At 63.6% G+C, this 25,197-nt stretch carries 23 protein-coding genes, 1 tRNA gene and 1 other RNA gene; 17 read left to right on the forward strand and 8 right to left on the reverse strand.

What is annotated here, in order from left to right; translation table 11 throughout:
* Window positions 1-108 precede the first annotated feature (108 nt).
* From S4A8_RS17845 to lapB, 3 genes are read left to right on the forward strand one after another with little or no spacing between them, the layout of a single operon-like run.
* Entirely contained in the window at window positions 109-396 is a 288-nt protein-coding gene (locus S4A8_RS17845; RefSeq protein WP_353180705.1) for an integration host factor subunit beta, read from the forward strand.
* Window positions 397-453: 57 nt separating this feature from the next.
* Window positions 454-744 carry a lipopolysaccharide assembly protein LapA domain-containing protein gene (locus tag S4A8_RS17850; protein ID WP_353180704.1) on the forward strand — a complete coding sequence of 97 codons (291 nt, stop codon included), beginning with the start codon at window positions 454-456 and terminating at the stop codon, window positions 742-744.
* Window positions 737-1,942 (forward strand): lipopolysaccharide assembly protein LapB, encoded by a 1,206-nt coding sequence (gene lapB, locus S4A8_RS17855; protein WP_353221176.1) that lies wholly within the window; start codon window positions 737-739, stop codon window positions 1,940-1,942. The genes S4A8_RS17850 and lapB overlap by 8 nt, the downstream gene beginning before the upstream one ends.
* A 42-nt stretch (window positions 1,943-1,984) precedes the next feature.
* Here lapB and S4A8_RS17860 read toward each other — a convergent pair whose 3' ends face one another.
* Window positions 1,985-3,433 (reverse strand): M48 family metalloprotease, encoded by a 1,449-nt coding sequence (locus S4A8_RS17860; protein ID WP_353180702.1) that lies wholly within the window; start codon window positions 3,431-3,433, stop codon window positions 1,985-1,987.
* Window positions 3,434-3,953: 520 nt separating this feature from the next.
* On the opposite strand from S4A8_RS17860, the gene S4A8_RS17865 reads away from it, so the two are divergent.
* A complete protein-coding gene (locus S4A8_RS17865; RefSeq protein WP_353221177.1) occupies window positions 3,954-5,048 on the forward strand; it encodes an AI-2E family transporter in 1,095 nt (364 codons plus the stop codon).
* A gap of 233 nt (window positions 5,049-5,281) precedes the next feature.
* On the opposite strand, the gene glcF is transcribed toward S4A8_RS17865, so the two are convergent.
* The 6 genes from glcF to S4A8_RS17895 all read right to left on the reverse strand — a co-directional run bounded on the left by glcF (window position 5,282) and on the right by S4A8_RS17895 (window position 11,670).
* Entirely contained in the window at window positions 5,282-6,514 is a 1,233-nt protein-coding gene (glcF, locus tag S4A8_RS17870; RefSeq protein WP_353221178.1) for a glycolate oxidase subunit GlcF, read from the reverse strand.
* A gap of 11 nt (window positions 6,515-6,525) precedes the next feature.
* Window positions 6,526-7,590 carry a glycolate oxidase subunit GlcE gene (gene glcE / locus S4A8_RS17875; RefSeq protein ID WP_353221179.1) on the reverse strand — a complete coding sequence of 355 codons (1,065 nt, stop codon included), beginning with the start codon at window positions 7,588-7,590 and terminating at the stop codon, window positions 6,526-6,528.
* Window positions 7,587-9,092: an FAD-linked oxidase C-terminal domain-containing protein gene (locus S4A8_RS17880; protein WP_353180698.1), complete on the reverse strand. Its 1,506-nt coding sequence runs from the start codon at window positions 9,090-9,092 to the stop codon at window positions 7,587-7,589. Before S4A8_RS17880 ends, glcE begins: the two co-directional genes overlap by 4 nt.
* Before the next feature lie 57 nt (window positions 9,093-9,149).
* On the reverse strand, window positions 9,150-10,559 hold the full coding sequence (locus tag S4A8_RS17885) for a PhoH family protein (RefSeq protein ID WP_353221180.1): 1,410 nt from the start codon (window positions 10,557-10,559) through the stop codon (window positions 9,150-9,152).
* 41 nt (window positions 10,560-10,600) lie between these two features.
* Window positions 10,601-11,068: a peroxiredoxin gene (locus S4A8_RS17890; RefSeq protein WP_353221181.1), complete on the reverse strand. Its 468-nt coding sequence runs from the start codon at window positions 11,066-11,068 to the stop codon at window positions 10,601-10,603.
* A 62-nt stretch (window positions 11,069-11,130) separates the two neighbouring features.
* Window positions 11,131-11,670, reverse strand: a complete 540-nt coding sequence (locus S4A8_RS17895) for a glycine cleavage system transcriptional repressor (RefSeq protein WP_353221182.1) — start codon at window positions 11,668-11,670, stop codon at window positions 11,131-11,133.
* Window positions 11,671-11,806: 136 nt separating this feature from the next.
* On the opposite strand from S4A8_RS17895, the gene dapA reads away from it, so the two are divergent.
* The 8 genes from dapA to S4A8_RS17935 all read left to right on the forward strand — a co-directional run bounded on the left by dapA (window position 11,807) and on the right by S4A8_RS17935 (window position 18,714).
* Window positions 11,807-12,703 (forward strand): 4-hydroxy-tetrahydrodipicolinate synthase, encoded by an 897-nt coding sequence (gene dapA / locus S4A8_RS17900; protein WP_353221192.1) that lies wholly within the window; start codon window positions 11,807-11,809, stop codon window positions 12,701-12,703.
* Between the two features lie 72 nt (window positions 12,704-12,775).
* Window positions 12,776-13,159 (forward strand): hypothetical protein, encoded by a 384-nt coding sequence (locus S4A8_RS17905; RefSeq protein ID WP_353221183.1) that lies wholly within the window; start codon window positions 12,776-12,778, stop codon window positions 13,157-13,159.
* Between the two features lie 97 nt (window positions 13,160-13,256).
* Entirely contained in the window at window positions 13,257-13,523 is a 267-nt protein-coding gene (locus tag S4A8_RS17910) for a hypothetical protein (protein WP_353221184.1), read from the forward strand.
* 174 nt (window positions 13,524-13,697) lie between these two features.
* Window positions 13,698-14,237 (forward strand): YjbF family lipoprotein, encoded by a 540-nt coding sequence (locus tag S4A8_RS17915; RefSeq protein WP_353221185.1) that lies wholly within the window; start codon window positions 13,698-13,700, stop codon window positions 14,235-14,237.
* 48 nt (window positions 14,238-14,285) lie between these two features.
* On the forward strand, window positions 14,286-15,095 hold the full coding sequence (locus S4A8_RS17920) for a hypothetical protein (RefSeq protein WP_353221186.1): 810 nt from the start codon (window positions 14,286-14,288) through the stop codon (window positions 15,093-15,095).
* Window positions 15,092-17,266 carry a YjbH domain-containing protein gene (locus S4A8_RS17925; RefSeq protein WP_353221187.1) on the forward strand — a complete coding sequence of 725 codons (2,175 nt, stop codon included), beginning with the start codon at window positions 15,092-15,094 and terminating at the stop codon, window positions 17,264-17,266. Before S4A8_RS17920 ends, S4A8_RS17925 begins: the two co-directional genes overlap by 4 nt.
* 295 nt (window positions 17,267-17,561) lie before the next feature.
* Window positions 17,562-17,843: a hypothetical protein gene (locus tag S4A8_RS17930; RefSeq protein ID WP_353180690.1), complete on the forward strand. Its 282-nt coding sequence runs from the start codon at window positions 17,562-17,564 to the stop codon at window positions 17,841-17,843.
* A gap of 780 nt (window positions 17,844-18,623) precedes the next feature.
* Window positions 18,624-18,714: transfer RNA gene (locus S4A8_RS17935), tRNA-Ser, on the forward strand.
* 217 nt (window positions 18,715-18,931) lie between these two features.
* On the opposite strand, the gene S4A8_RS17940 is transcribed toward S4A8_RS17935, so the two are convergent.
* Window positions 18,932-19,159 carry a hypothetical protein gene (locus S4A8_RS17940; protein WP_353221188.1) on the reverse strand — a complete coding sequence of 76 codons (228 nt, stop codon included), beginning with the start codon at window positions 19,157-19,159 and terminating at the stop codon, window positions 18,932-18,934.
* A gap of 369 nt (window positions 19,160-19,528) precedes the next feature.
* Between S4A8_RS17940 and S4A8_RS17945 the strand changes: the two genes are divergently transcribed.
* The 5 genes from S4A8_RS17945 to recR all read left to right on the forward strand — a co-directional run bounded on the left by S4A8_RS17945 (window position 19,529) and on the right by recR (window position 24,944).
* Complete coding sequence (locus S4A8_RS17945; RefSeq protein WP_353221189.1) at window positions 19,529-21,607, forward strand: putative bifunctional diguanylate cyclase/phosphodiesterase; 2,079 nt, start codon at window positions 19,529-19,531, stop codon at window positions 21,605-21,607.
* Between the two features lie 133 nt (window positions 21,608-21,740).
* Window positions 21,741-21,837, forward strand: an RNA gene (gene ffs, locus S4A8_RS17950) — signal recognition particle sRNA small type.
* Window positions 21,838-21,986: 149 nt separating this feature from the next.
* The gene (dnaX, locus tag S4A8_RS17955; RefSeq protein ID WP_353221190.1) at window positions 21,987-23,978 is read left to right on the forward strand and encodes a DNA polymerase III subunit gamma/tau; all 1,992 of its coding nucleotides are present in this window, start codon (window positions 21,987-21,989) and stop codon (window positions 23,976-23,978) included.
* Entirely contained in the window at window positions 23,975-24,298 is a 324-nt protein-coding gene (locus S4A8_RS17960) for a YbaB/EbfC family nucleoid-associated protein (protein ID WP_348767345.1), read from the forward strand. The genes dnaX and S4A8_RS17960 overlap by 4 nt, the downstream gene beginning before the upstream one ends.
* 49 nt (window positions 24,299-24,347) lie before the next feature.
* On the forward strand, window positions 24,348-24,944 hold the full coding sequence (gene recR / locus S4A8_RS17965) for a recombination mediator RecR (RefSeq protein ID WP_353221191.1): 597 nt from the start codon (window positions 24,348-24,350) through the stop codon (window positions 24,942-24,944).
* The last annotated feature ends 253 nt before the right edge of the window (window positions 24,945-25,197 follow it).

Here is a 25,197-nt window from a genome sequence, read left to right on the forward strand (position 1 = left end):
TAAATAACGCGGGGCGCTTGCGCGCGCCCCGCGTTTTAACTACCTTTTCATCAGGGGCATGCCATTCGGCATGTGATGGGGGCGGCGTTTCCAGGGAGAGAACGCTGGATGACTAAATCAGAGCTGATCGAACGGCTGGTCCAGCGTCAGGCGCATATGTCGCACCGTGACGTCGAACTGGCTGTCAAACTTCTACTCGACGACGTGATCGCCGAACTGGCATCGGGCGGGCGAGTGGAAATCCGGGGCTTCGGCAGTTTTTCGGTACACCATCGCCCGGCGCGGCGCGGTCGTAACCCGAAAACCGGCGAATCCGTGGATATTCCGCGCAAGTATGTGCCCCACTTCAAGCCGGGCAAGGAATTGCGCGAGCGGGTGAACACGAACAATTCATAGGCGGTCGAAACCCCTCCATTCAAACGGTGGGCTCGCCGCACAAGCAACGGGAATTAAATGCTACGCCTGATTCGTAATCTGATCGTGGTCGTGGGGCTCGTTCTGGGCGTGGCGTTCGGTTTCTTCAACTACGATCTGGTATCGGTCGATCTGCTGTGGACGACGACCGAGGCTCCGCTGGTCGTGCTTCTCGTTGTGGCATTCGTTCTCGGTCTGGCGATCGCCGCGCTGGTATGCGTAGGCAAGATCGCGCGTCTGCGTACACAGCTTTCGAGCGCGCGCCGCCGTCTCAAGGACGCACAGACCGAAATCTCCAATCTGCGGAGCATGCCCATTCACGATGCTTGACGGCGCCTGGTGGGTGCTGCTGGCGCTGCTGCCGCTTGCCGCCGCCTCCGGCTGGTACGTGCGTGGCCGCGCCGAACGCGGTGACGAACCCACGCCACCGGTCAACGCCGACTATTTGCGCGGCATCAGTCAACTCGTCAACGAAGATGCCGACCAGGCCATCGCAACGTTCGTACGGGTACTGGAAGTCGATAACGACACCGCGGAAACGCATCTCGCGCTGGGTAATCTGTTTCGTCGCCAGGGCGAGGTGGATCGCGCACTGCGCATGCACCAGAACCTGGTCGCACGGCCGAACCTCAAGGCTATTCATCGCAATCAGGCGCGCTACGAGCTGGCCCAGGACTATCTGCGCGCCGGCGTGCTCGACCGCGCCGAGGGCCTGTTTCGCGAGCTGGCCGACCAGAACCTGTTTCTCGAGCGCTCGCTGTCCGGGCTGATCGCGATCTACGAACAGGAACGCGACTGGGATCAGGCCATCGCGACCACGCGGCGCCTGGAAACGGTGCGCGGCACCTCGCTGCGGCCGGTCATTGCTCAGTATTTCTGCGAACTGGCCGAACAGGCGCGTAGCGCGGGCCAGCGCGATCGCGCGCGTAACCATCTCAAATCGGCGCGTCAGTCGTTTCGCGATTGTGCCCGGGCGAGCCTGATCGGTGGGCTGATGGCCGAGCAGGATGGAGATTTCCGGGGCGCGATTCGTATTTACCGGCAGGTGATGCGCCAGGATGTGGACTTCATTAGCGAGATCATCCGGCCGATGCGTCGCTGTTTCGAGGCGCTGGACGATACTGCCGGCTATGCCCAGTTTCTATGCGATGTCATGCCGCTCTACGACGGCGCGCATCCGCATGTGGCCTATGCCCGTTTTCTGCATGCCCAGCACAAGACCGACGAAGCCATCGCCCATATCTCGCAATATCTGCAGACCGAGCCGAACTGGATCGGTTTCTATCATCTGCTCGATCTGACCTGGTCGCAGACCCGCAGTACGCTCACCGGCCCGCTCGACAGCCTGCGCCAGTCACTTGGTCAGATCATTGAACGCCAGCCGACCTACCACTGCGGGCAGTGCGGGTTTTCCGGCCGCTATCTGCACTGGCAGTGCCCGAGCTGTCGGCAGTGGAATACGATCGTGCCGGTACGCGACGTACGCCCGGTGGAATCTTCGCCCACCCGCGCAACACGTCAGCCCTAGCCTCGTTCACCCCTGAATCGACGCGCGTTGCGCGCACGTGGCTCAATAGCGGGCGTCGGCACTGACCTGTTCGCGGCATTCGCGCTCCGACCAGGTGGTATGGCAGGCCTTGACCATCTGGTCGAGCAGGGCGCGCAGGCGCGCCTTGTCGAAGGCGTTGAGCTCGGCGGTCTGCAGGGCGGTGCGTAGCTGATTGATCGCCGGGCCATAGGCGCCGCGCAGTTCGTAGTATTTGGCCTGGCGATAGTAGGCTTCGCCCAGGTTGTCCTGCTGGCCGGCCACACGCGCAAGCATCTGCTGGGCTTCGGACGATTGGGCCAGCAGGTCGCGATCCTGGAGCAGGAAGGTTCGCATGGCCTGCAGATCGCCTTCGTTCATGAGCAGTTCGGCATAGTCGATCTTGACCGCCACGCTGTTGGGAAAGGCGCTGCGCGCGCGCTCGAGCAGATCCCTTGCTTGTGCGCTCTGTCCCGCCTGGGCCCGGGCATCGGCCAGGGCGAGTAGATAGGCCTCGCTCTGCGGCGCCTGGGCGAGCAGCGGTTCGAGCAGAGCAGTCGCGTCGCTCGTGCGCCCGAGCTGAAGCAGGGTCAGGGCATAGCCGTAATCGAGGGCGGGCGTGTGGCCCTCGTCGGCGCGGCGCTGTTCGTAATAGCGCAACAGGTCGCTGTACTGCTTGCTCACCAGCACCCGCGCGCGTTCCTTCATCAGCGGGTAGGCGTCGCTTTCGTGTACGTCGGTATCTGCATAGTCACGTGCGCGGGTCTCGGCCTCGGCCATACGCGTATTGCTTACCGGGTGCGACAACAGGATTTCCGGCAACTGATTGCCGTACAGCCGCGAGCGGCGCTGCATCTTTTCGAAGAAGCTGGCCATGCCATCGGGGTTGTAGTCGGCCTCGGCCATGGTGCGAATGCCGATCCGGTCGGCCTCGAACTCGTGCGCGCGGGTGAAGTTCGTCTGCTGCTGGTTGAGATTCGACACGCCGGCGGTCACGGCGGCACTGAGCGCGTCGGGGTCGCCGCCGCCGGCGATCGCCGCCACCAGGATCGCCGCAGCCGTGGCCCAGCCCATGCCCGAAGTCGACTCGATCTGGCGCGCGATATGACGCTGGGTGACATGCGCCATTTCGTGGCCCATGACGCCGGCAAGCTCGCTTTCGTTATCGGTTTCGGTAATCAGCCCGGCATTGACGCCAATATAGCCGCCTGGCAGCGCAAAGGCGTTGACCTGGCTGCTGTCGATCGGATAGAAACGAAACGCACTGGCATCGGCATCGGTATGCGCGGCTAGGCGCGTGCCCACGCGGGTGAGATATTCGCGCAGCTGGATGTCTTCGATGATCAGATGGCGCGCGAGTAGCTGTGCGACCACCTGACGGCCGATCTTGTCTTCCTCGGCAGGGGACATGTAGTTGTCGGCGGGCTGGCCGATGCTGGGCAGCTGATAGTCGCGCGCGCTGACGGCCGTGCTCACGGTCAGCAGTGCTGCCATGACTACGAGCAGAACACGGGTCGATCGAACAGTGGCAACAATCACGAGGTAAGCATGTCGGTGGTGCGGGAACACGATATTTCGACCGCAGATTAGCGTGTTTCGTTCATTCGATTAAACTGGATACCAAGGAACCGAACGATCTATTCATACACGGATCGCGTTTGCGCCCCGAAGGCATCGACACAAGGCGCGTGGCGTCGCGTTGGCGCCGTGCGATGACCCGGCCATGTAACACCCACCAGCCGCGGTTGGTGTCAAAATGGCGGGGCCCGTGTCCGGCGCCTATCGCGCCGTCACGGCTTACGTATTTGCGAATGCAAACGGTCATAGCGGCGCTTTGTCGGTCGCTCAAAACACGCCGGCGCGGGGATAAATCTTCGGGTTGGCCAAAGAAACTGTCATTCAGCGTGCGGGTTCGCCTATTGCCCCAGCACACAGGAGCCCATGTGCCCACTAATCTGTCCGCGTCGATTGTGTTCGTGCCCTCGGTGGCGCCGTTAACGGCAGGGCAAGTGCAATGAACGTGGTACGCGAATGGTTCAGCCGCCATTTCTCCGACCCGCAGGTGGTCGCGCTGGCGTTGATTCTGGTCAGCGCCCTGGTGCTGGTGATGGTCTTCGGTGCGCTGCTCACGCCGGTGCTCGCCGCAGTGGTCATCGCCTATCTGCTGGATTCGCCCGTGATCTGGCTCGAGCGCGTGCATGTACCGCGCTGGGCCGGCGCGGCGCTGGTCTCTACGGCATTGCTGATTGGCGTGGTGTGGGTGAGCTTTGCGTTGCTGCCGCTGCTCACCCGCCAGGCCGGCCAGAGTCTCACCGAGGTACCGGGGCTGATCAGTAGCGCCCAGGACTGGATCGCGGCCTTGCCGAAGCGCTATCCCGCGCTGATCACCAACGAACAGATCAACGCCATGATCAACAGCATGACGTTTGATGTCGGCTCGCTGCGCCAGACCGTGGTCAGCCGCTCGCTGGTGGTCGGCATGAGCCTGCTGTATCTGGCGGTCTATCTGCTGCTCGTGCCGTTGATGGTGTTTTTCATGCTGCGCGACAAGGATCAGATCCTGCGCTGGTTCGCCAACTTCGGCCCGCGTAATGGCCGGCTCGTGCGCAATGTCTGGGCCGACGTGAACGCACAGCTGGGCAACTACGTACGCGGCAAGGCGGTGGAAATCGTCATCGTCTGGATCGTGGCCTATGTCGTATTTTCCCTGCTCGGGCTCAAGTACGCCATGCTGCTGTCGGCCCTGGTGGGTTTTTCCGTTCTGGTGCCCTATATCGGCGCCTTCGGCATGACCGTACCGGTGATGCTCGTGGCCTATGCCCAATGGGGATTCGAAGCACCCACGCTCTATGTCCTCATTGCCTACGGCATTCTGCAGATGCTCGATGGCAATGTGCTGGTGCCCGTGCTGTTTTCCGAGGCAGTGAATCTGCACCCGGTGGCCATCATTACCGCGGTGTTGTTTTTCGGCGGTATCTGGGGCTTCTGGGGCGTGTTCTTCGCCATCCCGCTGGCCACGGTCGTACACGCCGTGATCAAAGCCTGGCCGCGCCGCGCGGCGGTGCTGCCGGAACTCGACAGCCCCCGCGACGAGCAATCGGCGGGCTAGCAAAGACACCGTGGCCTCGACCGACGCCATACCCGTAACGCGTACGGCGTAGGTTGGATTAGCGACGCGTAATCCAACACCGAATGCGGCGCCGATAGCCACTCCGCCACCACGGCTCGAACGGCCTCGGTGGCCCGTTCCGTGTTGGCTTACGGCCTGTCGGCCTAAGCCAACCTACGTGACTAGCCTAGTGGCGTGTCGCAATGAACACGCCGCTTTCTGCAGCTGCCGAGTTATGCCGCGGCGGCGGGTTCGAGTAATTCGATCCAGTGGCGTACCGGCACGCCGGCCGCGGATTCCAGATGCAGCTGGCAGCCGATATTGGCGGTAACGATGACATCCGGATCGCCGGCCTGGAGCGAGGCGAGCTTGTTCTCGCGCAGCTCGTTGGCCATGGTCGGCTGCAGGATCGAATAGGTACCGGCCGAGCCGCAGCACAGATGCGGGTCGCGCACATGGGTGAGCTTGTAGCCCGCCTGGGTGAGAATTTCCGCCACGTTGTCGTGCAACTGCGGCGCGTTCTGCAGCGTGCACGGCGGGTGATAGGCCACCTGGCGGCCGTGGCCCAGATCGCCGAGCGCACTCAGGTCTTCCTGGGCGAGGATATCGCTTAGATCGCGTGCCAGTTCGGAAACACGCGCGGCCTTGTCGGCGTATTCGGGGTCATTGCGCAGCATATGCCCGTATTCGACCACCGATGCGCCGCAGCCACTGGCCGTGAGCACGATCGCCTCGGCGCCGTCTTCGATATAGGGCCACCAGGCATCGATATTGCGCCGTGCGAAGTCGTTGGCCTCTTCGCGATGGGCCAGATGCTGCGACAACGCGCCACAGCAGCCGCTGGCCTTGGGCGCGACCAGACGCACACCGAGCTGCGAGAAGATACGCGCGGCATGGGCGTTGGTATTGGGGGCGGCCACCGGCTGTACACAGCCGTCGAGCACGATCATCGTGCGGGTCGTGTTCTCGGCGCTCGGCCAGGCCAGCGCCTTGCGCCGCGGCGGCATCTTCTGCTTGAGCGGCGCCAGCGGGCCCACCAGCAACGGCTTGAACAGATGCCCCAGCGCGAAGAAGAAGGCAAAGCGGTTGCGATACGCCACGATATGACGCAGCAGCCAGCGCAGGATGCGCTCGTGCATCGGCCGCTGAACCTGTTGTTCGACCAGATCGCGGCCGATGTCGGCCAGCTTGGCGTATTCCACGCCGGAAGGGCAGGTGGTTTCGCAGGCACGACAGGTCAGACAACGATCCAGATGGGTCTGCGTTTTCTCGGTGGGCGTTTCGCCCTCGAGCATCTGCTTGATCAGATAGATACGCCCGCGCGGGCTGTCGCGCTCGTCGCCCAGCAGCTGGTAGGTGGGGCAGGTCGCGGTACAGAAACCACAGTGAGTACAGGCACGCAGAATACGATCGGCTTCCTCGCCGTCGGGCGTGTCGCGCAATTGCGGGATGATGGACGTCTGCATGGTCGGCTCTTCTAGAGTTCGGGGTAGATACGGCCCGGATTGAGAATACCGGCCGGATCCATGGATTTTTTCAGGCGCTGCTGCAAGGCCAGGATCGATTCACCCATCGGATGAAAACGCGGGGTGGCGTCGCCGCGATAGACCGTGGCATGGCCGCCCGCGTCCTTGACGATACGCCGCAGCGCCACCGCGTCCATATCCGAACGCACCCAGCGCTGGGCGCCGCCCCAGTCGAGCACGCACTCGCCGTCGATATCCAGCATGGTCGCGGCCGGCGGCACCGACACACGCCACAGGGCGCCGTCGCTGGCGGTAAAAAACGGACGCTGGTGTTCGCGTACGGCACGCCAGAAGGGGCGGTCGTCTTCCAGCGTTTCGCCGCCCAGTTTTTCACAGGCGGATTCCACCGACGACGTGGCGCCAGCCAGGCGCAGATAGCTCTTGCCGTCTTCCCAGTAGGCGCCGGTGATCGGCCAGGGCTTGAGCTGCCAGTCGCTGATTCGGGTCAGCGCTTCGCTCGTCGTTTGTTCGAATACGCGCGTGACCTGGGCGCGCGGCACCGGCAGTACCTTGAGGCTGATATCGAGCAGCACGCCCAGTGTGCCGTAGGCGCCAGCCATCAGGCGCGACAGATCGTAGCCGGCGACGTTTTTCATCACCTCGCCGCCAAAGCGCAGGATCTGGCCCTGGCCGTTAACGATGCGACAGCCCAGCACGAAGTCGCGGGCCGCACCGGTAAACGGCCGCGCCGGGCCGGACAGCCCGGTGGCAATGGTGCCGCCCAGGGTGGCGTTGTCGCCAAAATGCGGCGGCTCGAAGGCCAGCATCTGGTGCGACTCGTCGAGTACCGCTTCGAGCTCGGCGAGCGGTGTGCCGGCCCGCGCGGTCATCACCAGTTCACCCGGTTCGTAGTTCACCACACCGGTATGCCCGGTCACGTCCAGTGTTTCGCCCTGCACGCGTTCGCCGAGGAAATCCTTGCTGCCGCTGCCGCGCAAGTGCAACGGGGTCGCGTTGGCGAACGCCTCGCTGACGCGCTCGCTGAGTTGTTGGCTCTGATCGGCAGAGGTCGTCACAGTCGCTCCAGTTCGGGGAAGGGCAGTTCGCCGTTGTGCACATGCATGGCGCCGAATTCGGCGCAGCGATGCAGGGTGGGCACCGCCTTGCCGGGGTTGAGCAAGCCCTTGGGATCGAAAGCCTGCTTGACGGCATGGAACTGGGTCAGCTCGTCGGGCGGAAACTGCACGCACATCTGGTCGATCTTTTCCACGCCCACGCCGTGCTCGCCGGTGATCGTGCCGCCATGTTCCAGACACAGCTCGCAGATCGCGCCGCCGAATGCCTCGGTGCGCTCCAGCTCGCCTTCGATGTTCGCATCGTAGAGGATCAGCGGGTGCAGGTTGCCATCGCCGGCATGAAACACATTGGCCACGCGCTGGCCGTATTTCTCGGACAGCTCGCCGATGCCGATGAGTACGTCGGCCAGCGCCTTGCGTGGAATGGTGCCGTCCATGCAGTAATAGTCCGGCGAAATCCGGCCCATGGCCGGAAAAGCGGCCTTGCGCCCGGCCCAGAAAACGGCACGCTCGGCATCATCGCGTGATACGCGCACTTCCGTCGCGCCTTCGCGCTCGACGACTTCGCGTACATCGGCGATATGTTCGTCCACCTCGGCATGGGTGCCGTCGACTTCGCACAGCAGAATCGCGGCCGCGTCGGTCGGATAGTCCGCGTGTACGAATTCCTCGGTCGCTACGATCGCCGGGTTGTCCAGCATTTCCAGCCCCGCGGGCACGATGCCGGCCTGGATAATCGCGGCGACCGCATCGCCGGCCTTGCGTACATCGTCAAACGCGGCAAGCACCACCTGGGCCCGTTCCGGCTTGGGCAGCAGCTTGACCACCACCTGCACGATCACGCCCAGCAGCCCCTCCGAGCCGGTCATCAGCGCGAGCAGATCGTAGCCGGGCGTATCCAGCGCTTCGCTGCCGATGGTCATGCGCTCGCCGTCGACGGTGACGATTTCCAGCTCGACGATGTTGTGCGTGGTCAGTCCGTATTTCAGGCAGTGCACGCCGCCCGAGTTCTCGGCTACGTTGCCGCCGATCGAACAGGCAATCTGCGACGACGGGTCGGGTGCGTAGTACAGCCCGAGATGCGAAACGGCTTCCGAAATCGCCAGATTGCGGACGCCCGGCTGGACCGTGGCGCGGCGGTTGGCGGTATCGATATCCAGAATCTGCTTGAACTTGGCCAGCGACAGCAGCACGCCGTTATCCATGGGCAGTGCGCCGCCGGACAGGCCCGTGCCCGCGCCGCGGGCAACCACGGCCACGTCGTTGGCGTGGCAGACCTGCATGGCGATCTGCACCTGCTCGATGGTTTCCGGCAGGATGACGATCATCGGCAGTACGCGATAGGCGGATAGCCCGTCGCATTCGAAGGGACGTAAATCCTCTTCCGCGTGCAGCACGACATGTTCGGGCAGCTGGGCGACGAGTTTGTCGATCAGCTGCGCCTTGTCCGGGCGCGAGGCGAGAACCTGTTCCGCGGCGTCCGCGATAGCGGTATCGGCCATGGGCGATCTCCGAAGAAAAAGGGCCGGATGCGGCGGGCGCGCCGCATCCGCAAGGGACTAAAGTTTATCAGAGGCGTACTGGGCCAGACGCGAGCGCTCGCCTCGTGCCAGGGTTACGTGACCGGCATGGCGCCAGTTGCGAAACCGGTCTACGACATTGGTCAAACCGGACGTCGTCTCGGTCAGATAGGGCGTATCGATCTGGGCGAGATTGCCCAGGCAGACGAACTTGGTGCCCGGCCCGGCGCGGGTGATCAGTGTCTTCATCTGCTTGGGGGTGAGGTTCTGGGCTTCGTCGAGAATGACGAATCGCTCCAGGAACGTGCGCCCACGCATGAAGTTGACCGAGCGGATCTTGATGCGCTTGGCCAGCAGTTCGTTGGTCGCCGCGCGTTCCCAGTCGGAACCCCCGCCAGCGCCGGTGAGCACTTCGAGGTTGTCCATGAGCGCGCCCATCCAGGGCGTCATCTTTTCTTCCTCGGTACCGGGCAGAAAGCCGATATCGTCGCCCACGGGCACGGTCACCCGGGTCATGATGATTTCGCGATAGCGCGATTCATCCAGGGTCTGGGCCAGGCCCGCGGCGAGCGTAAGCAGCGTCTTGCCGGTGCCGGCCGCACCCAGCAGGGTGACGAAATCGATATCCGGGTCCATGAGCAGATTGAGCGCGAAGTTCTGCTCGCGATTGCGCGCATGCACGCCCCAGACGGCCTGTTTGCCGACGCGATAGTCCTGGGCGAGTTCGAGAACCGCGCTGTCGCCTTCGATATCGCGGGTGATCAGCTCGATATCGTTGTCGTGCTCGAAATGCAGCAGCTCGTTGAGATGCCAGTCGGCGATCTGCGGGCCGCGCAGGCGGTAGAAGGCGTTGCCGGCTTCGGTCCAGGACTCCATGGTCTGGCCGTGGGTATCCCAGAAATCGGCGGGCAGGGTGGCATGCCCGGTATAGAGCAGGTCAAGATCCTCGAGGACCTTATCGTTGATGTAGTCCTCGGCCTCGATACCAACCACCGACGCCTTGATACGCAGGTTGATGTCCTTGGACACCAGCACCACTTCCGAGTCGCCGAACACATTGCGCAGCGACAGCGCGCTCAGCAGGATGGAATTGTCCGCCTTGTTGCCCGGCAGCATCGTCGGCAGCGTGCCTTCGGCCGGGCGCGTTTCGAAGTACAGCCGGCCGCTGGCCTGCGGGGCGTCGCTGCTGCCATTGCCGTTGAACGTGACGTCGGTATTTAGGGCCAGGCCGGCGTCGATTTCCGCATGGCTCTTGTGTGCCATCAGCTCGTCGAGAAAACGACTCACCTGACGCACATTGCGGGCCACCTCGGAGACGCCTTTCTTGCCGGCGTCGAGTTCCTCGAGCACGACCATCGGAATGAAGATGTCGTGTTCCTGGAAACGAAACAGCGCGGTCGGGTCGTGCATGAGCACGTTGGTATCGAGAACGAACACGCGGCGGGACATCGCGATCCCTCGTCGGTTGTGGTGCGCGGGCAGGTCGGCGCTCAGGCGAGTGCGCGTACGGCGGCCAGGACTTCGTCGGCATGGTCGGCGACCTTGACGCCGCGCCAGACATGGCGGATCACGCCGTCGCCATCGATCACGAACGTGCTGCGTTCGATGCCGATATGGGTGCGCCCGTACATGTTCTTTTCCTTGAGCACGCCGAACGCGTTGCAGAGTTTTTCATCCGCATCGCTGATCAGGTCGAAGGGGAAATCATATTTGGCGCGGAAGTTCTCGTGCTTGCGCAAGGAATCGCGCGATACGCCCACGATCTCGGCACCGGCGGCCTGGAACTCGGCGTAGCGATCACGAAACGCCTCGCCTTCCTGGGTACAGCCAGGCGTGTTATCGCGCGGATAGAAATAGAGCACGAGCGTGCGGCCGGCAAAATCCGACAGCGAGAGTTTCTTGTCGCCGGTGGCCGGGGCCGAGAATGCGGGAGCATTGTCCTGGGTTTGCAGGGTCATGATCGCGATGAACTCCGTTGAACGTGATGGCGGCGCGGGCTCGTACGGAACCTCGATTGGTCCTAGGTCTTGATCGGGTCGAGCAGCCCGTCCGCGTGCAGGTCGTCGCAGACATCCATGAACGCGTCGCGCAGGGTCTGCGGGTGATGGGCCGTGGGTACGTTGATGGCTAGATGCAGGGTGCACATCAAAGCCCCGGTCAGCCCGGATTCATAAGACTGTGCGCTGATCTCGACCACCTGGGTGCCCTGATCGGTGAAGAAGTCGAGCAGTTCGCCGAGCAGCCCGGCTGCCTGTGGCGCGACGACCTCGGCGGCGTAAGGGCGAAAATCCGGCTGCGCCTCGGCCGGGCGCGAATGCTGGAACTGCACCGCCAAACCCAGATGCTCGGCCAGGCCGGGCAGCGCGCTTTCCATCTTGCCCATCGCACTCCAGTTGCCGCGTAGCAGCATGGACGCGGAAAACTGGTCGCCCAGCGGGGTGATCCGGCATTCGCTGATTTCGCAGCCCCGCCGCGCGATCGCGCCCACCAGATCGCGTGCGAGTTTGTCGCGATTGCTGCCCAGCGCCACGATCGAAAGGTATTTCTTGATTTCCGGCATGAGGCTGACGTTGTCTCGACGGGCTAAAAGCCGGCTATGGTAGCACTACACGTGGCGTGTTCACGTGGTTACAATGCGCGCCCAATCGCTGTAGGAGAGAACAGTGGGTCAGGCCAATGCACAACTGGGTGGCAGCATGGTGGCGATCGTCACGCCCATGCATGCCGACGGCAGTGTCGACTGGGACAGTTTCGAAAAGCTCATCGACTGGCATATTGCCGAGGGCACCGACGGCATCGTGGCGGTGGGCACCACCGGCGAATCCGCCACGCTCGGCTTTTCCGAACACGATGAAGTCATCGAACGGGCGGTCGAACTGGTCGACAAACGAGTGCCCGTGATTGCCGGCACCGGCGGTAACGCGACCGACGAAGCCATTCGCCTGACGCGTCATGCCAAGCGCGTGGGCGCGGACGCCTGCCTGCTGGTCTGCCCCTACTACAACAAACCCACGCAGGAAGGGCTGTATCGGCATTTCCATGCCATCGCGATGGCCGTGGATATTCCGCAGGTGCTTTATAACGTGCCCAGCCGTACCGGCGTGGACATGCTGCCGGAGACGGTCGCGCGCCTGGCGCATATCGACAACATCGTCGCGCTCAAGGAAGCCAAGGGCTCGCTCGAGCGTATCCATGCGCTGATCGAGGAAGTCGGCGACGGTATTGATATCTTTACCGGCGACGACGGCACCGCGATGGAGTCGATGCTGGTGGGCGGCAAGGGCGATATCTCGGTCACGGCCAACGTGGCGCCGCGCCTGATGCACGAGATGTGCGCCGCCGCCATCGCGGGCGACCGTCAGAAAGCCGAAATGCTCGACGCCAAACTGCAACCGCTGCACAGCGCGCTGTTTCTCGAACCCAACCCCATTGCGGTGAAGTGGGCGCTCTACCAGATGGGCTATATCGGCCCCGGTATCCGCCTGCCGATGACGCCGCTGGCCGCGCACTTCCACGAGCCGGTGCGCGATGCCCTGCGAACGCTCGGTCTGCTGGACGAGGCTGCGGCGGGCCAGCGCCACGGCGGTTTGTGATCGCCAGCCGACTGACTTAAGCTGGATACAACATATCAATCGAACCACAACGGGTTCAGAGCATTAAAAAGTATGCGTAAGTTGCTGATTGCCACTGCATTCGTCGCCGTTGCCGCCCCGGGTGCGGTGCTCGCACAGAACACCGGTGCGACCGGTTCGACGGGCGCGGCCGATACGACCGCCACGCCGAACACGTCGGGCAATGCCACGGCCGGCGGCAATGCCACGGCCGGCGGTAATGGTTCGGCCGGTGGCAGCACGTCCACCAGCGGCGGCGCGGTCGCGGGTGGCGGTGCCGCCGGCACGGGCGCAGCGGTCACCAGCCCCGCGGTGCTCGCAGGTGTCGGTACCGCAGCGGTTGTTGGGGGCGCGCTGGCGCTGTCGAACAGCGGCGGCGGCGACGATGATGACGAGAACGTAACCACCGGAACCACGGGTACCGCCGGCACGAATTAATACATAAATCCGGCTATGTTTTAGCTTGCGTTTAACTGGGCAACCAGATAAATTGCGCGTAAGGCTATACATTCGGCCGTTCACGGGAGTCATAACGATGAAGAATATTCTTGCAGCGACTGCTATCGCCATGTTCGCCGCCTCGCCGATGGCTTTCGGTCAGGGGTCGGGTGCAACGAGCGGTTCCGGCGTCGCTTCGGGCGGTGCTGCCGGCGCGGCGGGCGCCAGCGTTGCCGCGGGTACCACGCTGGCGGTGGTGACCACCGCGGCCGTTATCGGCGGCGTGATTGCTGCTTCGAACAGCGGCAGTGACGACGACGAAAACATCACGGTGCCCACCGGCACGACGGGTACCACCCCGTAGTACGACGGGATGAGTTGCCTCCAAAGGCTTCTTCTTGAAGGCCGCCTTCGGGCGGCCTTTCTGTGTGTAGCCGTATTACTCGTTGTCGTGTCCGTGACCGGCTGTGCCGACGGCCGTCGAAACAGTCCTTTCGTTTCAACGTTTGCGACATTTCTGCCGGGCGGCGGCGGGGATGTGGGCAAGCAGGCTGCAGCGATTCCCTATGCGTCGGTGAATCTGTCCATCGGGCGGGCCGGGGGGCTGCTCATACTGGCCGAGAAGACCGACGATCTGACATTCTGGCAGTCCAGTACGCGCGAAACCGTCGTGTTTCGCGACGGATATCTGGCGTCGACACAGGGCTTGCAGGGCAACTTGCTGTATAGCCGGATGGGCGATGGCCAAAGCGGCCCCATGGCGCTGTGGCGTGTCGCCGACAACGGCCAGACATTACATTATGCCGTCGAACGCGGCTGGCGCGATGCAAAGGGCAATACGCATGCCGCGCAGGGCGAAGCGAGCTTTGAATGCGAAGCCGAGCCCGAGCCGCGAGAACTGCCGTTGACCACGCTGGATCTGACCCGTTGCGTGGAGAGCGTGGCGTGGACCGACGGCGCGAAAACGCGCTCGGTGGTTTGGCGTGAGCCAGCCACGGGCCGGATCTGGGCGGGGGATGTCGCCGCATGGCCCGGCGGTTTGAGGGTAACCTGGGACGTGGCGCGGCCCTGGTGGTAACGCGAAAATATTAAGCGCGCATCGCGCGTGAATGGGGAGAAGCAGGGCATGCAAAGCCGCGTCAAGAACGCTGGGCGCTATCGGTGGGCGCTGACCTGCGGCGTGGGCGTGTGTGCGCTGGCACTCTCGATCGCCACGCATGCCGATTCCGCGGTACCCGACAGCGCAGCGCAACCGCCGCCGACGGCGGGTTTTGCCACGGTGCTCGATGCATGGCTGGGTTTCCCGGGATTGGCAGCCACCGATAGCCCGTACACCTACCTGCGTGCGGACCAAACCGCAGAAAACACCCGGATCCGACGCCAGGATCTGGACCGCGAACTCGACGACCTGCGCTGGCGCCTCGAGGCCGGCGGCTATGCCGGTTTCGTTCAGGCTGTCGATCAATGGAAGACCCAGTTGGCCGCGATTCGTGTGTTTCGCGAGCCGGGGGACTGGGGCCCGGCCTGGCTCATGGCCAACCCGCATCGCAATCCGCCGATCGATCGGATCGCCGCCATTGGTGCCTGTAGCACGCCCGACTGGGTGGAGGTCTGGTCCGGTCAGGGCATCCAGCGCACGCCGTGGCGTACCGATCTCATGTTGTCCGATCTGGCCGACAGCGGCGTGATGAATACCCGTGGGGTACGCGTGGTGTCGGTGGTGGCGCCGGACGGGCAGGTGCGACGTCTGGGTCAGGCGGCCGACAACTATGCCGATACCGAGCTGTTGCCGGGGGCGCGGGTCGTCGTGCCGCTGCCGCTCAACGGCGAGGCATTTCCCTGGATCCGGGATGCCATCGCCCGAATCCTCGCCCATGCGCCGTCCGGCCAGGACTGTACTGAAATGAGATTCGCGCAGACAGGGGCGCCACAATGAGCGCCGATTCCAACCGGCTTAACTTGCTGCAGCGTCACGCCTGCGCGGTTTGTGGGGCGTTGCTAGTCTTTCTGCCCGCCGCGCATGTCTGTGCGCAGGACGGCGACACGTCCGACGGCGATCCGCTACCGGTTTTTCAGGCCGACTACGGCGGCGTGGGCCTACTGGAAACACCCACCGCACGGATGGCACCGGTCGGTACGTTTTCGTTCACCTACAGTGAAGTCGAGCCCTATACGCATTATGCGTTCAGCTTCCAGCCATTCGAATGGATGGAAGCTGGCTTTCGCTATACCCAGATCGAAAACCGGCTCTACGGCCGGTCGATCGCCGGCAACCGCGACTATCTGGACAAGGGCGTCGACCTCAAGCTTTCGCTGGTCGACGAGGGTGCCTATATGCCGCGGCTCGCCGTCGGCTTTCGCGACTTCGGCGGCACCGGCCTGTTCGGCAGCGAATACCTGGCCGCCAACAAGCGCTGGTACGACTTCGACTTCAGCCTCGGGGTGGGCTGGGGCTATCTCGGCTCGCGCGGCGATTTCAGCAACCCGGTCGGTATCGTCGCCGACCGCTACAAGGAACGCATCAACGAAGACACCGGTCAGGGCGGCGACTTCAACCTCAAGCAGCTGTTCTCGGGCCGCCCCAGTGTGTTCGGCGGTATTGCCTATCACACCCCGTTCGAGCCGTTGACGCTGCAGGTCGAATACGAGGGCAACGACTACAAAAGCGAGCCGCTCGACAATCCGCAGGATCAGGATTCGCCGATCAACATCGGCGCCCGCCTCAAGGTCAACGACAACCTGACGCTGTCGGCTGCCTGGGAGCGCGGCAATACCGCCATGCTCGGCGCCACCCTGAGCGTGAATCTGGCCACGCTCAAGCAGCCCAAGAACGATCCGGCGCCGGTAGCCGTCGGCGAGCCCGGTGCCGCGCGCGAGCAGGGCGAGGGCTGGGACGAGGCCGCGCAGCAATTGTCCGCCAACGCCGGTATCGCCACCCGGCGTATCTCCCGCGACGGCAACGCGCTGGTGGTGGAAGGCTCACCCAACCGGTACCGCAATACAGCCGAAGCCGAGCTGCGCGCCAACCGGATTCTGCATAACTTTGCCGATACCGATATCGACCAGTTCCGCTACCGATGGGTCGAGCGCGGCATCGTCGCCCGCGAGGACATATTGCCGCGCGATCCGCTACCGGCCGAACCGTTCATCGTGGAGCCGAGCAGCGTATTCAGCGATCAGGACTACCGCTACGGCGTCGCCGCGGTGGCCGCTTCGGCCAAGCGGGCAGCGCGCGAAGACGAGCAAACACTCTACGAGGACTTCGGCGACGTCTTCAGCTGGCGGTTCACCCCGGGCCTGCGCCAGAACTATGGCGGGCCGGATGGCTATCTCTATCAGATACTCGCCAAGCTCGACACGCAGCTCAAGACCGACGAACACGGCTGGTTCTCGGGCACGCTCGGCTACACGCTGCTCGATAACTTCGACAATTTCGACTATATCGCCGACTCCGATCTGCCACGGGTACGCACCTACGTCGCCAATTACCTCGACGAAACCGAGCTCGGCGTATACAACCTGCAGTACACCCGCACCGCACGTCTGGCCGACAACTGGTTCGGCATGGCCTATGCCGGCTATCTGGAACAGATGTATGCCGGCGCGGGCGGCGAGGTCATGTACCGCCCGTTCAACAGCGATGTGGCCTTCGGCATCGATGCCAACTGGGTGCGCCAGCGCGATTTCGATACCCAGTTCGGCCTGCGCGACTACGAAACCTGGGTCGGCAATGCCACCGCCTATATCGACACCGGTTTCAAGGACGTACTGGCCAAGATCAGTGTCGGCCGGTATCTGGCCAAGGACATCGGCACCACGCTCGATTTCTCGCGGCGCTTCGAGTCGGGGGTACGCCTGGGCGCGTTCGCGACCTTCACCGACGCCGGCGACGACTACGGCGAAGGCGGTTTCGACAAGGGCATCTACCTGAGCATGCCGCTCGATCTGTTCTTCAACAAATCGTCGCGCAGCTACGCGTCGGTCGGCTGGCAGCCGCTCACCCGCGACGGCGGGGCGCAACTGGCACGCCGTTACTCGCTCTACGGCCTGACTGACATGCGTGCGATCGACGACTACTGGGAAAGCTACGAAGACGTGCGGCGCTAAGTTCGTGCGCCGGCGCGGCGTCCGCATGCGAACGGCGGGGCCGAGCGGTCGTGTGCGGCGCGCAACCGGTAGCGCGGCAAGCTGTGATCGCGTGCGCGCGGGAATCATCCGACCCGCGACGCGTTGCAGTACGAGGCGAGCGCCGCGTGTCGCCTCATGGTGTCATCAGGATAAGGTTGGGCAAGTCGCGGATCACACAGGTCTGTGCGCAGCCGCGACGGCCCGCCAATGGTAGGATGCGCGAATTGTCAGCGCGCTGGCGCCAGTATTCGGCGACCGATTCAGTGGAGTGTTCGTGAATAAATTGCTTTTCCCGGTTTTAGCTTCGGGCCTGCTTGGGCTCGCCGCGTGCAGCACGACACCGGCCTGCCTGAAGACACAGTCCTATATGAACGCGCAGTCGTTCCCGCCGTTGAAAAGCCCGGCGGGCCTGGACGTGCCCCAACCCGATCCGAGCATGCGCATCCCCGATGTGGCGACAGGCCCGGTCGGCCATTTCGATGATGTACCCGCCGGCCGCGACGCCGAAGACCCGGCCGCGCGTTGTCTCGTCACGCCACCGGCGATGAACAGCTAGCTGTGTAAACCCACCAGGTTGTTCACGTCCAAGCCGAGTCGGCTAATGGGTGTTTTGTAATCGAGGCGGGCATGTGGGCGGTGCCAGGCGTAGGTTGGATTAGCGCAGCGTAATCCAACAAGGAACGCAGCCCCCAGAGCCAATCAGGCCGCCGTGCTTCAAATTGGCCTCGAGGCTTGCCGCATGTTGGCTTACGGCCTGCCGGCCTAAGCCAACCTACACGGCCTCGATCAGGCGTAGGTTGGATTAGCGAAGCGTAATCCAACACCGAACGGAGCCCCTTATGGCGTGTACCCGCCAGGCTTTGGCTGGTCACGGTGCCAGCCCCCTGTTGGCTTACGGCCGTTGGCCTAAGCCAACCTACGCGGCTTCGCAGGTGAGAGTCGGCAAATGAACGCCAAGCGCGCAAATGATGGATCGGGATTGCCAATAACGACCAATAGCGAACGTAGGGCGTAGGTTGGATTAGCGAAGCGTAATCCAACACCGGACGGAGCCCTTTATGGTGTGTACCCGCCAGGCTTCGGCTGGTCACGGTGCCAGCCCCCTGTTGGCTTACGGCCGTCGGCCTAAGCTAACTCTACGCAGCTTCGACCGCTCCGGTGTCTGACAATGTTGGCCTACGGTCTGCGGGATCAAGCCAACCTACTTCGCCGAGGTGGCCACGAGCCGTAGGGCGGCGCGCACAATCGAAGCTCGCCGGTGAGGAGATTCAACAATCCCTGCCGCTGCGCCACCCCGGAAGGGCTTTTTTTACGTTACAATGCGCGTCGCCGTAGGGGAGAGGTGTCCGAGCGGTCGAAGGAGCACGCCTGGAAAGCGTGTGTGCGGTAACCCCGTACCGAGGGTTCGAATCCCTCCCTCTCCGCCACCCCGGCAAACCCTACCGGCAGGGGTAGGTTGGATTAGCGAAGCGTAATCCAACAAAGAACCCCGCCTCGATATCGACTCGCCCACCAGCGCTTGCGCTGGCTACGAAGCGAATCCGCTATTGGCTGACGGCCCGGCGGGCCGAGCCTGTCGATGCCAATACGGCACGCCAGTTGGGCAAAGCGCAGCGGGTAACGTCCGCTGCGCCTGGCGCGTCTTTAATAGGTAATCCCCGGATCGCCGCTCTGAATGGAGTCGTCGCCGACCTCGCCGCCTTGCGGCTTTTCTTCCTGGTCTTTCGAATCGTCGGCCTGGGGCTGCGCGTCATCCATCGTGGGATGGTCGACGTGCTGATCCGTAGTTTGCGAGTCGAGCGCGCTATCTTCGTCAACGCGTTGGCAGTTGACATCGCCCTCGGCGGATTTACGGCACTCGGTGTCGGCCATGGCGGGCGCAGCCGCGCTGCACAATACGATACCAAGGCCGATAAGAAGCGTTTTCATGGGCATAAAAAGGTGGGATGGATTCTTGCCCACCAATAGAACATTGTCTGCACTGGCGCGCAAACGCGCGTTTGCGACCGAGCGAGAACAGGTAAAAGTTTCGTATTGCGCGCAACTTGGGTACCGCATTAAAACGAGTTTGTGATAAACACTGTGCAACGGCGTACCGAGTAAAGTTTTCCGCGAGCGCCGTGGCACCGACCCGCCGATAGCAAGCGGGCAGCCGAAAACAATGCTTCGAGTGCGCCGGCAGCGCCCCTTGCGCGGCCGGCGCGCCGTTAAAATGGGGCTCGTATTTTGGGGGATAACGCGTTGCAAAGCGTTTATATGTTCGGGGAGTACCACGCGCCGTTGGTGGCGCTGTCGCTTCTCGTGGCAACGCTTGCCTCGTTTACGGCCTTCGATGTGGTCAGTCGCATGGGCGCGCGCGAGAGTTGGCGCGCCTACGGGTGGTTGCTGGCGGGCGCGCTCGCGCTCGGCACCGGGGTGTGGGCGACGCATTTCGTAGCCATGATCGCCTTCGAACTGCCGGTGAGCATCAGCTACGACCTGCCGCTCATTCTGTGTTCCTGGGCGATTGCGGTGCTCACCAGCGGGGTGGCGCTAAACGCATCGACGCGTGCCGGCTCGCCGCGACGGCGTGTAGTCGTGGGTGCACTCGCGCTGACCGTGGGTATTGCGAGCATGCACTACACCGGTATGGAGGCAATGCATGTCCAGCCGCGCAGCGAATATCACTTCGATATTATCGCGGTATCGATCGCAGCCTCGTTCGTGGCCTGTCTTGTCGCCCTGTGGATGGCCTCGTTTCTGCGCCGGCCGCGTGCGCGCGGCGGCTTTGCGCGCAAGATTGGCGCGTCGCTCATTCTTGCCGGCGGCATTGCCGCGGTTCACTACATCGGCATGGCCGCCACGCGTTTCAGCGTCGGCAGCGCGTTCGGTACGCCCAGCGCACTGGATTCGGTATTGCTGGCGACGCTGGTCGGTGCCTCGACGCTGGTCTTTCTCGGCATCGCGCTGGTGGTTTCGATCCAGGATCGGCGCATCGAGTCGGAAACCGCGGAACTGGTCGCATCACTGAGCCAGGCCAACGCCGAACTGTTACACCGTAGCCGCCACGACGCGCTTACGGGCTTGCCCAATCGCTCGATGCTCAATGAACGCATCGACAAACGCCTGGAGCGCTGGAAGACGACGGGCGCGGGTTTTACCGTGGCCTATATCGATCTCGACGGCTTCAAGGCGATTAACGATCATCTGGGCCATCGCGCCGGCGATGTCCTGCTCAACCGGATCGCGGAGCTGCTCCGCCAATCGCTGACCCCGCAGGACATGGTCGCGCGCATGGGCGGCGACGAGTTCGTGGTGCTCATGGACAGTGTCGACGACGCCCGCGCGGCGAGCGCGGTCTGCGGGCGGATCTTGAGCGCGATCACTGCCGTGGAATATCAGGGCGTGGAGCTGGCGGCGAGCGTGGGGTATGCCGTGTGTCCCAACGACGGTGCCGAGGCAGAAATGCTCGTGGCCGCTGCGGATATGGCGATGTATCGCGGCAAGCTGGCCGGCAAGAACCGGGTCCAGCGCTATCGTGAAGATATGGGCGCGCGCATGTCCGACGACTTTGCCCTCCAGGGCGAACTGCGCGAGGCCATTCGCGGTGACGGTCTGGCGGTGTATTTCCAGCCGCGCTTTCATACCCGCGAACGTACGCTCATGGGCGCGGAGGCGCTGGTGCGCTGGCCGCATCCGGTACGCGGGTTCATATCTCCGGAGCGTTTCATCGGCATTGCTGAGCGCTGCGGTCTGATTACCGAACTCGAGATCCGGGTGCTGGATCTGGTGGGCGGGCATATCCGCAGCTGGCTGGATGCCGGGCTGCACGTGCCGCCGATTTCGGTCAATCTCTCGGCGGTGCGTATCCGCGATGAAGCGCTGCCGGATCACGTCCAGGCCTGTCTGGATAAATATTCGCTCGACCCGGGCTATATCAGCTTCGAGATTACGGAGTCGCTGGCCGTGCGCGAGATCGTGCAGGCGCGCAGCGCGCTGGGCATGTTCAAGCACATGGGTATCGAGGTCGCCCTCGATGATTTCGGCACTGGCTACTCGAGCCTGTTCTATCTCAAACAGTTGCCGATCCAGCAGATCAAGATCGATCGCGGCTTCATCGCCGACTTGCCCGATGTGAGTGAGTCCAAGGCGGAAATCGTCGAATGGATCATCCGGCTGTCGCACGAACTCGGGCTCAAGGTCGTCGCCGAGGGCGTGGAAACCGAAACGCAGCTGCACTATCTCCAGCAGATCGGCTGTGACGAGGTGCAGGGCTTTCTGCTCAGCCGGCCGCTGCCGGCGGAAGGCTTCCGGCAGTTGCTCATCCCGCAGGGCGCATAGCGCCTGGCAGGGCGCCGAAGCAGCATGTGCTGCACCCGGGTAGCTCAAGTACGTGTTTTTGTGTATCGTCTGCGCCCACAGGACAGCCAGCCTCGCGGCTGCGCATCGTTCTCACGCTTTCGAGGGTGGCCCGCGTCGGTGCCCCCGCGACGACATGCCGTGAACCCCGTCAGGCCCGGAAGGGAGCAGCGGCAGCGGCAGACTCGGGCGCCGGGGTGTCGCTGGCGCGGGCCGCCACCTTTACGCTTGAAACCGGCGGCCGTGGCCGCGATAGTCGTGCCTATGAGCCCTCATCGTGCGATGACCATCCGCGCCGTGTACCCGAGCGAATCATGATCGAGTCTTTTGCGCAATTGTTTGCCAGCCACGCGCATAGCGTATGAGTTTTCAGGCACTTGCCCGAACCTGGCGGCCGCGGCGCTTCGACGAGCTCGTCGGCCAGGCGCATGTGGTGCGCGCGCTCACCCATGCGCTCGAGCAGGACAAGCTGCACCACGCATTGCTGTTTTCCGGCACGCGCGGTGTGGGCAAAACCACGCTGGCGCGCATCATCGCCAAATGTCTGAACTGTGAATACGGCACCAGCGCGCACCCCTGTCGTGGCGATGAAGGCTGTGCGACCTGCCGCGAGATCGACGAGGGCCGGTTCGTCGACCTGATCGAGGTCGACGCCGCATCGCGTACCGGTGTGGACGATACCCGCGAGCTCATGGACAACGTCCAGTACGCACCGACGCGCGGGCGTACCAAGGTGTATCTCATCGACGAGGTACACATGCTTTCCAAGCATTCGTTCAACGCGCTGCTCAAAACGCTCGAAGAGCCGCCGCCGCGGGTGCAGTTCTTGCTCGCCACCACGGAACCGGAAAAGATTCCGGTGACCATCCTCTCGCGCTGTCTGCAGTTCCCGCTCAAACGCCTGCCGGTGGCGGAGATCGCCGCGCAGTTGCGCCATATCGTCGATGCCGAATCCATTACCGCCGAAGAACAGGCGCTGGTGGAAGTCGCCCGGGCCGCCGATGGCAGCATGCGCGACGGGCTGTCGCTGCTCGATCAGGCCATCGCATTCAGTGGTGGCGCGCTCGAGGCCGAACCGGTGCGCGACATGCTGGGCACTATCGGCCAGGGGCGGGTGGTCGAACTCGTGGAAGCGATCGTGGATGCCCGCGCGCCGGCCGCGCTCGAGGCGCTGGCCGCGTTGTATGCCCAGGGCATCGATATGCGCTACCTGCTGGAAGCGCTGGCCACCGCCTGGCAACAGATCGCCACCATTCATGTCGTGGGCGAGGCCACCGACGAAAGCAGCCAGATATGGGAAGCGGTCGCAGGCCGGGCCGATCCCGCGAACGTGCATCTGTTCTACGACATCGCGCTCGCCGGCGTACGCGATCTGGCCCATGCGCCGGACCCGCTGGTAGGCGTGAAGATGAGCGTACTGCGCATGCTCGCGTTTGCGCCGGCCGGAACGGACGTAGGCACGGCGGCACCGCCCCAGCAATCCAGCGCGCCGCCGCAACCCACACAGCCCGAAGTCCAGGCCAAACCGCAAAGCGCACAGACGCCCGCCAGCGGCATCGCTCAAGTTCGTGCCCAGCTGAACGGTAGCGCAAAGAAGGCAACGCCCGCGCCAGCCGATCGCAAACCGGACGAAAAACCACAGCCTGCCGAGCCGCAGCCGCACGTCGACGATGCCGGTCAGGCGCGCGCGCCAGCGGCAGAGCCCACGGCTGCGCCGGCCCCGACAGTGGCCGAGCACGAAGCGGCGCCGCCACACGCGCAGACAACCGCCCACGGCACCGCGCCAGACGCGCGAGACGATACCGGCCCTATCGACACAACCGAGCCGCCGGCCGCGGCGATATCGCAGCCGGCAACCGTCGACGAGCGTTCTGCGCCGGTCGTACCGTCCCAGCCTGAGCCTGAGCCCGAGCCCGAGGCGGCATCGAACATGGGTGCCGACGAATGGCACACGCTCGTCGAGCGCCTGTCGCTGGGCGGGTTTGCCGCGCAACTGGCGCATAACGGCATCTGTCGCCGGCTCGACGAAAATCAGATCGTGCTGGCACTGGCCCGGTCCAATGAATTTCTCGCCACGCCCAATAACAAGGACGCTCTGCAGCAGGCCCTGGCCAGCGAATGGGCACCGAAAGAGGCGCCCCGGGTCGTCATTGAATATGTCGACGAGGCTCGTGATACACCGGCCCAGCGCATCGAGGAGGATGCCCAGGCGCGCCAGCAGGCCGCCATCGCCTCGATCGAGAACGACCCCTTTGTTAAACAGCTACGCGAGCGCCTTGGCGCACAACTGCGCGCAGAAACCATCAAGCCCCATCGCAACAAAGACGCGATGCCCAACCGAGACGAACTATGAAAGGTCAACTAGGCAAGATCATGCAGCAGGCCCAGGCCATGCAGGGCAAGATGCAGGAAGCCCAGGCCGAGCTCGCCAAGATGGAAATCACCGGCGAATCTGGCGCCGGCCTCGTCAAGGTCGTGATGAACGGCAAGCACGAGGTCAAGAATGTGGTCATCGACCCGAGCGTGTTCGAAGAAGACCGCGAATTCGCCGAAGACCTCATCGCCGCGGCGATCAACGACGCCGTGCAACGCGTGAGTGCCGCGAGCAAGGAAAAGATGTCGGAAATGACCGGCGGGCTCGACCTGCCGCCCGGCATGAACCTGCCGTTCTGAGCATGCTGCGTATCGTGTTGGTGGCCAGCTCAGGGCAGGGTTAGCCGGCATGGCGTTCTCCCCGGCGCTCACCAGCCTGATCGATGCCCTGCGCATACTGCCGGGCGTCGGCGCGAAAAGCGCGCAGCGCATGGCGTTTCACATGCTGCAGCGTGAACGCGAGGGCGCGGCGCATCTGGCGCGCAGCATCGAACAGGCGGTCGAAAACGTCCACCACTGCAAGTCCTGCCGCATGTTTACCGAGCACGAGATTTGCGATATCTGTGCCAACGAACGCCGCGATGCCTCGGTGGTATGCGTAGTGGAAAGCCCGGCCGATGTCATGGCCATCGAACAGAACACCGACTTCGGCGGCCGTTATTTTGTGCTGCTCGGTCGGCTGTCGCCCATCGATGGGGTTGGCCCGAACGAACTCGGACTGGATATTTTGCGCCAGCGGCTGGCGGAAGGCACCGTGGAAGAGGTGATCCTCGCCACCGGGGCCACCGTCGAAGGCGAAGCCACGGCCCAGTACGTGGCCGATCTCGCCCGCCAGCACAATGCCGGCGTGTCGCGAATCGCCCACGGCGTGCCCATCGGCGGCGAACTCGAATATGTCGACGCCGGCACCCTCAGCCAGGCCTTCAGCGGCCGCCGCGCCCTCTAGCGCACGCCTCAAGTAGTCAAGTAGGTTGGATTAGCGCAGCGTAATCCAACAAAGAACGCAGCCTACAGATCCAACCAGGCCACCGCGCCTGCAATCGCCCACGAGGCTTGCCCATGTTGGCTTACGGCCTGTCGGCCTAAGCCAACCTACAAGACTACAAGACCTGGATCCGGCGTAGGTTGGATTAGCGAAGCTGTATAGACCGGAGACATAGGTAACAGGTGTGCCAGGACATGGGTTACACCTCGACGCC

The sequence above is a fragment of the Salinisphaera sp. S4-8 genome (assembly GCF_040361235.1).
Lineage (GTDB): Bacteria > Pseudomonadota > Gammaproteobacteria > Nevskiales > Salinisphaeraceae > Salinisphaera.

Bases quoted from the DNA above. Each gene is read 5' to 3' on its own strand.
- lapB (WP_353221176.1), top strand. From the start codon at position 737: ATGCTTGACGGCGCCTGGTGGGTGCTGCTGGCGCTGCTGCCGCTTGCC.
- S4A8_RS17910 (WP_353221184.1), top strand. From the start codon at position 13,257: ATGAAGAATATTCTTGCAGCGACTGCTATCGCCATGTTCGCCGCCTCG.
- dapA (WP_353221192.1), top strand. From the start codon at position 11,807: ATGGTGGCGATCGTCACGCCCATGCATGCCGACGGCAGTGTCGACTGG.
- S4A8_RS17880 (WP_353180698.1), bottom strand. From the start codon at position 9,092: ATGGCCGATACCGCTATCGCGGACGCCGCGGAACAGGTTCTCGCCTCG.
- S4A8_RS17925 (WP_353221187.1), top strand. From the start codon at position 15,092: ATGAGCGCCGATTCCAACCGGCTTAACTTGCTGCAGCGTCACGCCTGC.
- S4A8_RS17960 (WP_348767345.1), top strand. From the start codon at position 23,975: ATGAAAGGTCAACTAGGCAAGATCATGCAGCAGGCCCAGGCCATGCAG.
- S4A8_RS17890 (WP_353221181.1), bottom strand. From the start codon at position 11,068: ATGACCCTGCAAACCCAGGACAATGCTCCCGCATTCTCGGCCCCGGCC.
- recR (WP_353221191.1), top strand. From the start codon at position 24,348: ATGGCGTTCTCCCCGGCGCTCACCAGCCTGATCGATGCCCTGCGCATA.
- S4A8_RS17885 (WP_353221180.1), bottom strand. From the start codon at position 10,559: ATGTCCCGCCGCGTGTTCGTTCTCGATACCAACGTGCTCATGCACGAC.
- S4A8_RS17860 (WP_353180702.1), bottom strand. From the start codon at position 3,433: ATGGCAGCACTGCTGACCGTGAGCACGGCCGTCAGCGCGCGCGACTAT.
- S4A8_RS17865 (WP_353221177.1), top strand. From the start codon at position 3,954: ATGAACGTGGTACGCGAATGGTTCAGCCGCCATTTCTCCGACCCGCAG.
- S4A8_RS17905 (WP_353221183.1), top strand. From the start codon at position 12,776: ATGCGTAAGTTGCTGATTGCCACTGCATTCGTCGCCGTTGCCGCCCCG.
- S4A8_RS17845 (WP_353180705.1), top strand. From the start codon at position 109: ATGACTAAATCAGAGCTGATCGAACGGCTGGTCCAGCGTCAGGCGCAT.
- glcF (WP_353221178.1), bottom strand. From the start codon at position 6,514: ATGCAGACGTCCATCATCCCGCAATTGCGCGACACGCCCGACGGCGAG.
- S4A8_RS17920 (WP_353221186.1), top strand. From the start codon at position 14,286: ATGCAAAGCCGCGTCAAGAACGCTGGGCGCTATCGGTGGGCGCTGACC.
- dnaX (WP_353221190.1), top strand. From the start codon at position 21,987: ATGAGTTTTCAGGCACTTGCCCGAACCTGGCGGCCGCGGCGCTTCGAC.
- S4A8_RS17940 (WP_353221188.1), bottom strand. From the start codon at position 19,159: ATGGCCGACACCGAGTGCCGTAAATCCGCCGAGGGCGATGTCAACTGC.
- S4A8_RS17850 (WP_353180704.1), top strand. From the start codon at position 454: ATGCTACGCCTGATTCGTAATCTGATCGTGGTCGTGGGGCTCGTTCTG.
- S4A8_RS17895 (WP_353221182.1), bottom strand. From the start codon at position 11,670: ATGCCGGAAATCAAGAAATACCTTTCGATCGTGGCGCTGGGCAGCAAT.